The sequence below is a fragment of the Pyrinomonas sp. genome (assembly GCF_040289685.1).
Taxonomy (GTDB): domain Bacteria; phylum Acidobacteriota; class Blastocatellia; order Pyrinomonadales; family Pyrinomonadaceae; genus Pyrinomonas.
In genome coordinates this window covers 1-8,111 of the sequence record NZ_PSLQ01000096.1, presented here as the reverse complement: position 1 = coordinate 8,111, position 8,111 = coordinate 1, and the positions used below count along the sequence as shown (strand labels likewise).

Here is an 8,111-nt window from a genome sequence, read left to right as displayed (position 1 = left end):
CGCGGCGGCCATTGCGCAAGGGTTGGCGGAAGCCGCCTCCGCCAAAGATGCGGACGTGCGACGAGAAGCGGAGGGCGCGTTGCGTGCCGCGCTCGGTCGCGCTGGAGCGGATGTGCGCGCGCGCCCCGCGTTGTTACGCGCGCTGGCGGCGTTCAACCCGTCCGACCTCGATGCCTTGCTGCGCGATGAGTTGCACGCTGAAGACGTGATCGTGCGCGCCGCGGCGGCGGAACTCCTCGCTGCGCGTCCGCCCGATGCGAATAACGAACGCGCCTTGATCGCTGCTTTGCAGCGTGCTTTGAGCGACGAGATGAACGATGCCGCATTGCGCGCGCTCGACGCTTTGGCGCGACAGCGCACGGCGACGGCGGTTGAAGCGATCAGGTCAGCGCTTCGGGCCAAAGATCACCTCATCAGGCGGCATGCCGTTTCGCTTCTCCACGGCGAGAGCAGCCGTTTGATCGGAGAGGCCGAAACGCGCTGGACCGAACGTGACCTTCGGCGCGCCGTCGAGCGTCGTTGGGCGCGCGCGCGAGTCACAACCGAAAAGGGCGTCTTCGTCATCGAACTTCTACCGCGCGAAGCGCCGTTAACGGTGGAAAATTTCATTGCGCTCGCTCGACGGGGATTCTTCAACGGCTTGACGTTTCATCGCGTCGTTCCAAACTTCGTCATTCAAGGGGGAGATCCGCGCGGCGATGGCGAAGGAGGCCCAGGTTACCAGATTCGGTGCGAGATCAACATGCTCTCTTACGGGCGCGGTGCCGTCGGCATGGCGCTTGCCGGCAAAGACACAGGAGGCTCGCAGTGGTTCGTCACCCATTCGCCACAGCCACATTTGGACGGCGGCTACACGCTTTTCGGACAGGTGGTGAGCGGAATGGAGACAGTGGATGACATGGTGCGTGGCGACCGCATCCTGCGCGTCGAGATCGAACAAGGGCGTGCGCCGCACGCGAAAAAGAAGCGCGCGCGTCCATGAAGGTTCGAGCCTGATTCGCTGACGAACAGCGCGAAAGCTCTGGCCTTTCCGACGGAAGAAGGTCAGCGGCGATCAGCATGACGACCAAGTTTGGCGCGTAGGCGGGATCGCCCGTTGAGCCTTCGAATCGAGCCAGCTCAAAGGATGGGCGCTGGGGTTTGGTCGTGAGCGGAATGTTTCTCATCCCGATGCGCATGAACTGCAAAATCGTAGGCGCGTCTTGCTTGCTCGCGCTGCTCGTCGGTGCTGCGGCCGGGGAGAAGATGGCCGCTTTGCCGAACCGTTACGCGATCAAACTACGAATAGACCCGACGGCAAGACGCTACGTCGGACAGCAGCGCGTGCGCTGGACCAACATCGGCACGCGTCCGGAGACGACCCTCTACTTTCATCTCTATCCCAACCTGCGCGCCGATGAGGAAACGGACGAGGCCGCAAGTCCGCGGCTGTACATTGAGCGCGTGCGCGTGAAAGGCGCTGAACGACCCTTCGCCCTCGTCGATCGCGCGACATCGCTTCGCATCCCGCTGCCGCAACTGGTTGCGCCCGGCGAGAGCGTCGAAGTCGAGATCGAGTTTCGCGGCACTTTTCCGGATGTGGATGGGGAGGAGACGACGCTGCTGGCCCATCTCGTCAACCAGATCGACGCCGTCTGGCGCAATAGGCGCGAGCAGTTGAGCGGACGTCACCTGCATTTTCGTTCCGGCGATACGGTGCTGCTCGGCGCAGGCTATCCCGTGCTCGCTGCGCGCGAAAACAACGGATGGTCGCGGCGCGTTGAAGCGAGCGTCGGCGATTTCGTTCATGCCGAGGTGGCCGATTACGAAGTCGAAATAGAGATGGAAAGTACGCCCGAAGCGGAGATCATCACGTCTGGCGAAGAGAGGGCAAAGGGAAAGTTTTCGGGCAAGAGCTTACGCAACTTCGCCATCCTCGTGGGGCGCGGTTGGCAGAGCGAGGAACGCGCTGTCGGCGACTTGCGCCTGCGCTCGGTCTTTCGGCTTGGGCGGCAGAGGGTGGGGCGCCGCGCGCTCGACGTGGCCGCTGCGGCTGCGCGCCTTTACGCGCAACGTTTCGGCGAGCTGCCGCTCAAGTCCTTGAAGATCGTCGAGGCGCCTTTGATCGCCGGTTTGGGGCACGCCGAGTTCTCCGGCTTAAGCGTCGTCGCTGCCGCCTTCTATGTCGATTTCGATGCGCCGCAAGCCAGAGCTTTGCCCGACATGGTTCGCGAACAGCGCGCATCTTTCGAGGAGAGTCTGGAGTGGACCATCGCCCACGCGGTGGCTCATCAGTGGTGGGGAACAGCGGTCGGGAGCGACCCGCAACGCACGCCCGTTCTCGATGAGGCGCTGGCCAACTGGTCTGCGCTCTTCTATTTCGAGGAGAACTATGGCCCGGAACGCGCTGCGCTCGTCGCTGATGATCAACTGCGCGGCGTCTATCAACTCTATCGAACGTTTGGCGGCGAAGATCTGCCCGCTGACCGCGCGGCGCGCGCCTACCGCAATTCGTTTCAATATGCCGCCATCGTCGAAAGCAAAGGGGCGTTGATGTTCGCTGCGCTTCGTCGTTTGCTGGGCGATGCGCGCTTCTTCGCCGCCTTGCGGCGCTACTACCATCAGCACCAGCAGCGCATTGCGGACCTAAACGACCTGCGTTCGGCATTCATGGTCGAAGCCGCATCCGATCAACGAACCGCCGTCGCGCGGCTCTTCGAACGTTGGCTAGTAGGGCGCTTCGGTGACGAAGACATCGGGCCGCCGAACGTGACTCTCGCCGTCACGCTCGGCCTGCCCGCAGCAGGCGCAAAGAGGGACGAGGCGCCGAACGCTTTCGCGCGTCTCGGCAAATTCTTCTGGCGACAGATTACGAGGATCAAATGATGAGCGATTCTTTGGCGGAGAGAGAACGGACTTTGCCTCGAAAAGAAAGGACGCGCGCCGACGCCAGCCAGCACCTCGAAAGGCTCGCTTGGTTGCTCGATGATCTCATCAGAATCCCCGTTCTCGGTTGGCGCATCGGCTTAGATGCGATCCTCGGTTTGATCCCGGGCATTGGCGACGCGGCGACGTCGCTGGCCTCCATCTACATCCTCCTTTCAGCCGTTCGCTTCGGCGTGTCCAAGATCACGCTGGCGCGCATGGGATTGAACATCGGCATCGACTACGTTTTGGGAGCAGTGCCGCTAGTCGGCGATCTGTTCGATGCCAGTTGGAAATCGAACCGCCGCAATCTAGATCTCCTGCGTCGCCATATGCAACTTCCCGGACATAACGCGCGCCGCGCGCGCATGAGCGATTGGCTCTTCGTCACTTTGATCGCGGTCGCGCTCATCGGCTTGCTCTTCGCTTCGTTCTTCGTCGCCGTATACGCGCTCAGTCGCCTCGCGCGTTTGGCGGATTGATTTCGAGCGGGCGCACGGCTTGGAAGTGGCACTTGCGTGCGCCAACGACGAATGGTCCGTTCGGCGCGAACCTTCGAGCCACGGCTCGTTAGAGCTCAGGGTGGCGACGCGCAAAATCGACCAGCGCGCGAACATAAGAGGCGAACGGCGGGCAGGATATGCCATGCGGATCGAGAAGCGCGCGTGCGCGCGTTGTATCATAAGTCTGTTCGATGAAGAAATATGGGACGCCAACGCGCGGCAATCCTGTGATCGCCTCCGAGAAGGGGAGTTGCAAAGTCGAACGCACAAGCGTCGGCGGCACGTGCAAGCGCGAGCCGTGACCGGCCACGGCTTCGGCGATGGTTTCGAAAAGATCGTAGGTCGTCAGCGGATCCGGATCGGCAAGGTGTACGGTGGCACCTGCGGCGCGTTCGTCGTTGGCCAGCGTCGCCATCGCTCGCACGACGAAATCGACCGGCACGACGTTGAGCCGCACGCGCTTGTTGCCGATGTTGACGAGCGAGAGAAGATCCGGCTGCATCAAGATGTAGTTGATGAGGTAATAGATGCCATCGTACTTGGCGGTTTCGCCCGTTTGCGAATCGCCGCAGACGACCGATGGCCGATAGATGGTCACAGGTAAGTCGCGCCTGAGCGCGGCGACTTCCACTTCGGCCAAATATTTCGATTCTTCGTAGTAGTTACGAAATCCCGCTGAGTGGACGAGTTCGTCTTCGCGGATCATGCCGCGGCGCTTGCCCGCGACGTAACAGGTCGAGACGTAGTTGTAGCGCGCAAGGTTCTGCAGGTCGAGGGCGAACCGGTTGACGTTGCGCGTTCCCTCGACGTTGACGCGCATGGCCGTCTCGCGATCAACGGCTAGGTCATATACAGCCGCTAGGTGGAAGAGCGTCGTCGCCTCGCGGCGGGCGCGTTCGAGTTCAGAGGCGCGCAAGCCCAGATTCGGTTCCGTGATGTCGCCCGCAAGCAGCTTAAATCGTCCCTTGGCATTGGGCGCGCGCGCTTCAAGCCGCACGAGTTGTCGGTGGGCGCGTGCCAGCATGGATGGGTGCACGAGCAGCAAAAACTGCGCTTGATCGTCCTGCGCGAGCAGTTCGATTAAACGTCCGGCGATGAAACCCGGAAAGCCAGTGAGAAAGATTGTCCTTGCGGCGCACATCTTGGCGAGGATTTTACCGGAGTTGGCAGCGAGGAAGCGAATCGCGCTCGTGCGAAAGAGGGCGAGCCTCGAAATCGGATAAGCGCGTCGAGAGCGAATCGCGCCAGCGTCGCTCGAAGCTGCAGGCAGTCGAACCGCTCTCGCTTTTTGCGCCCCTGCCTTGCAACGTGCTTCTCGAGGGTGTCGGCGATCGAACCGACTCGGCGGTTGCGGCGCAGCCCACGCAAGCGGAAGCACCGCACACGCTTGAAACCTTTTCTCATCCCTGCGCGTATAAGTCTTCGCTTCCTCGAACTTTGTCTTCCGATCTTAAGGAGCGTGCAAATATGCTGAAAAGACGTTTCGTCGCCGCGCTGTTGCTCTACGCGTTGTTGTGCACACAGGCTGCCCTCGGTCAGCAACCGTCGGGCGGCCAAGTTCAAACCGCATCGTCCGTTCAAAAGAACACCAACGATCCCATCGAACGGATCAAAGACGAAGGCCTCAATCGCTCGCAAGTCATGCGGATCTTAAGCTACCTGACCGACGTGATCGGTCCGCGTTTAACCGGTTCGCCGCAGATGAAGCGGGCCAACGAGTGGACGCGCGCCAAGCTGGCCGAGTGGGGATTGCAAAACGCGCGTTTGGAGCCTTGGGGACCCTTCGGGCGCGGTTGGGAGCTGAAGAGCTTTTCCGCCGAGGTCATCTCGCCACAGACCATTCCGCTCATCGCTTACCCGAAGGCTTGGTCGCCGAGCGTCAACGTGACCGGGGATGTCGTCTACGTCGATGCTAAAAACGAAAACGATTTGCAACGATTCAAAGGACAACTGAAGGGCAAGATCGTGCTCACTGCGCCGATGCGCGAAGTCAAAGCTCACTTCGACCCGCTCGGCACGCGCATGAGCGACAAAGAGTTGCTCGAACTGGCTAACGCGCCGATGCCCGGACGCGCGCCATCGCGTCGTTTCGACATGAACGACCCACGCGTGCGCGAACGCATTCAGAACCAGATCTTCGCTGCCAAAAAGCTGCAATTCTTCGCCGACGAAGGAGCCGCTGTGCTCATCGATCCGAGCTTCAATGGTGACGGCGGCACGGTCTTCGTCTCAGCAGCGAGCGTCCCGCAGCCCATCGACACTTCGTCGCCGGCGGCGACCTTGCGCAGCCTCTTCATGGGGCGCGTTCGTCCCTACGACAAGAACGCGCCGCCGGTCATCCCACAATTGGTGATGGCTGTGGAAAACTACAACCGCCTCGCGCGCATGATCCAAGCTGGCGAAGCCGTTCGGATGAACGTCAAGCTCGAGGTTCAATTCCACGATCAAGACCTGATGGCTTATAACACGGTGGCTGAGATTCCGGGAAGCGACAAAGCCGACGAGATCGTCATGCTCGGCGCACACATGGATTCGTGGCATGCCGGAACGGGCGCCACCGACAATGGGGCTGGCGTCGCCGTCTGCATGGAAGCGGTGCGCATTCTGAAAGCTTTGGGATTGCAACCGCGCCGCACGATTCGCATCGCGCTGTGGAGCGGCGAGGAGCAGGGTTTGTTGGGATCGCGCGCCTACGTGGCCCAGCACTTCGGCAAGATCGAAGAACCGGAAGAGAGCAGCTTCATGCGTATGATCTCCGGCGCTGGCGGTGCGCCGCCCAAGATCGCGCCCGGTCCCGAATACGACAAGTTCTCGGTCTATTTCAATCTGGACAACGGGACCGGAAAGATACGCGGCGTCTATATGCAAGGGAACGAAGCCGTGCGCCCGATCTTCCGCGAGTGGTTGCTGCCGTTTCGCGATCTGGGAGCGGCGACGCTGACGCTTGCTAACACCGGCGGCACGGATCACCTCTCTTTTGACGCCATCGGGTTGCCGGGATTCCAGTTCATTCAAGACGAGATCGAATACGACACGCGCACGCACCACTCGAACATGGATGTGTACGACCGCGTTCAGGCCGATGACATGAAACAGGCGGCGACCATCATGGCCGCTTTCATCTACAACGCGGCGATGATGGATCAGAAGATGCCGCGCAAACCCATGCGATAGCCAAAAGCGCGGCGTGTCTTCAAAGAGGCGGTGATGCGTTCCCGAAGCTCGCTGCTACGGAGCGTTCAAGGCGAAAAGAGGTACTTGGTAGCTTGAAGCGGTGGCGCGTTCCCAAGCTGGCTTGGGAACGCGCCACTCTTCGGCGTCACTCGTGCAAAAGAGAAGGTGAGCACGATCCAACCGCTTTGAAGAGCCGTCGTTTTTCGGCGTTCACCTGCTTGAGCGGATGACCTGCTCGCGGATGTACCGCCGCAGTTTTTCGCGGTTTGCGCGCCGATAGGCGGCATAATCTTGGGCAATGCCCTCGTCGGCGCGCGCCAGAAGTACGTAGGGTTCGAGAAGCCCTGCGCGATGAAGTTCAAGCAGATTGGCGAGCGAAGGGTCGGCGGAGGCGAGTTTGGCGCCCGCCGGATCTTTGAGCACGGCTTCGGCTGCTGCGCGAAGCGCCGTCACTTCCTCGCTCAAACTGTGCCGGTATGCCTTTTCGTTCGGGAACTCCTTGACGAATTGCCCTCGGGCCCATGTCTGTCGCGTATCGGCGTAAACCTTCCAGTACTTCGCCGCTTCGCCTGAATTGTTTGGCTCAATGCGCGGATGGCCCAGTTCGACGTTGGCCTTGTCTGCCCACGTGATCAGCGCTGCCCACGTCTCGCGCGTGTAGGGTTGCGCGATGATGGCTTCGATGAATTTATCGCGTGCCTCATCTAGATTGTTTTGCAACAGCAGCGCATCGCCCCAGTAGCGATAGGCCGTCTCGCGGTCAGGATCGATGGCGATGGCACGCGCAAACCACTCAGCGGCCTTCTCCCATTCTTTCTTCCTGTAGTGCATGTCGCCGGCAAAGAGAGCCGCTTCGTAAAGCTTCGGATCGAGTTTGAAGGCCCGTTCGTAGGCGGCCAGCGCTGCCTCGAGGTCGCCCTTGGCAAAGGCCGTCTCGCCTGCATGCATGGCGGCGTCAGCCTCTTTGTTGTCCGAGAACTTCACGACCGGTTCGCTCCCGTCTGGCGGGATGGCGGCGATAAGCTGATCGAGCAGAGGGTTTTCAAAGCCGAGCTGCTTGGCCTTCAACAGCGCTGCCCGCGCTTGAGCGCGCTCGCGTTGACGCGCCGCTTGGTCGGTGATGGTGCGGGCATTGGCTAGTTTGGCGAATCCGAGGAGAAACTGAGTCTCGCCGTCGTTGGGTTGTGCGAGGGCCAGTTTCTCTAGCACCGGCAGGGCGTCGGCGAAGCGGCTGGCGCGAAGCAGTTCGAGCGCGCGCCCCTTTTCCATTTCGTAGATTCCAGCCGGTTCTTGGGCGGATGGACGTTTCTCTTGTGCGACGAGCGCGAAAGAGAATGCTAGGCAAAAGATGGCCGCGATCACGCCGCGCGCCAAAATTCGAGCGAACATGTGGTAACTCCTTTCAGTCGGAAGTACACGAAGAGCGACCGTTTGACTTCGGACCTGCTCGCGCCCGTTTTCAACTGAAGGCGAGCATATGTCGTTTCGGGTGTCAACTACCCCACGGCGCGCAGCCGGGGGCTTGCCCTC

Annotated in this window: 6 protein-coding genes; 4 read left to right on the top strand and 2 right to left on the bottom strand. The window is 61.1% G+C overall.

Annotated elements, in window-relative coordinates; all coding sequences use genetic code 11:
• From C4334_RS14045 to C4334_RS14035, 3 genes are all read left to right on the top strand, one after another.
• Positions 1-982, top strand: a 982-nt coding sequence (locus C4334_RS14045) for a peptidylprolyl isomerase (RefSeq protein WP_352432716.1), incomplete at its 5' end; no start/stop codon positions are given.
• 173 nt (positions 983-1,155) lie between these two features.
• Positions 1,156-2,865: a M1 family aminopeptidase gene (locus C4334_RS14040; RefSeq protein ID WP_352432717.1), complete on the top strand. Its 1,710-nt coding sequence runs from the start codon at positions 1,156-1,158 to the stop codon at positions 2,863-2,865.
• Positions 2,865-3,386 carry a DUF4112 domain-containing protein gene (locus C4334_RS14035; RefSeq protein ID WP_352432715.1) on the top strand — a complete coding sequence of 174 codons (522 nt, stop codon included), beginning with the start codon at positions 2,865-2,867 and terminating at the stop codon, positions 3,384-3,386. Before C4334_RS14040 ends, C4334_RS14035 begins: the two co-directional genes overlap by 1 nt.
• A gap of 88 nt (positions 3,387-3,474) precedes the next feature.
• Here the strand turns inward: C4334_RS14035 and C4334_RS14030 are convergent, their stop codons facing one another.
• Positions 3,475-4,548, bottom strand: coding sequence for an SDR family oxidoreductase (locus C4334_RS14030; protein ID WP_352432714.1), 1,074 nt, complete (start codon positions 4,546-4,548; stop codon positions 3,475-3,477).
• A 326-nt stretch (positions 4,549-4,874) separates the two neighbouring features.
• On the opposite strand from C4334_RS14030, the gene C4334_RS14025 reads away from it, so the two are divergent.
• Complete coding sequence (locus tag C4334_RS14025; protein ID WP_352432713.1) at positions 4,875-6,581, top strand: M20/M25/M40 family metallo-hydrolase; 1,707 nt, start codon at positions 4,875-4,877, stop codon at positions 6,579-6,581.
• Between the two features lie 210 nt (positions 6,582-6,791).
• On the opposite strand, the gene C4334_RS14020 is transcribed toward C4334_RS14025, so the two are convergent.
• Positions 6,792-7,970, bottom strand: a complete 1,179-nt coding sequence (locus C4334_RS14020) for a tetratricopeptide repeat protein (RefSeq protein WP_352432712.1) — start codon at positions 7,968-7,970, stop codon at positions 6,792-6,794.
• Positions 7,971-8,111: the final 141 nt, after the last annotated feature.